The organism is Mesorhizobium sp. M4B.F.Ca.ET.214.01.1.1 (assembly GCF_004791545.1).
GTDB classification, from domain to species: domain Bacteria; phylum Pseudomonadota; class Alphaproteobacteria; order Rhizobiales; family Rhizobiaceae; genus Mesorhizobium; species Mesorhizobium abyssinicae.
The window spans coordinates 1-290 of the sequence record NZ_SRUX01000259.1 but is presented as its reverse complement, the minus strand read 5'-3'; the positions used below and the strand labels follow the sequence as shown (position 1 = coordinate 290).

At 72.8% G+C, this 290-nt stretch carries 1 protein-coding gene; it reads left to right on the top strand.

Features of this window, described 5'->3' with window-relative positions; all coding sequences use genetic code 11:
• A partial coding sequence (locus EN857_RS34155; protein ID WP_135897739.1) for a RelA/SpoT AH/RIS domain-containing protein occupies positions 1-290 on the top strand: 290 nt, incomplete at both ends.

Below are 290 nucleotides of genomic sequence, written 5' to 3'. Positions count from 1 at the left end.
GTCACCGTCGCCGCCCCCAAGCAGCGCGAGGAGGGCTGGTCGAAGATCCGCAACGCCGCCGGCATGCTGTTCCAGATGCCGGGCCGCGCCGCGCGCAAGGACAAGAACCAGCCGCGCGACGGGGCGGTTCCGATCCGCGGCGTGCGCGGCGACCTGCCGGTGCGCTTCGCACCGGCAGGGGCGGTGCCCGGAGACCGGATCGTCGGCATCATCCAGCCGGGCACCGGCATCACCATCTATCCGATCCAGTCGCCGGCGCTGCAGGCCTTCGACGATCAGCCCGAGCGCTG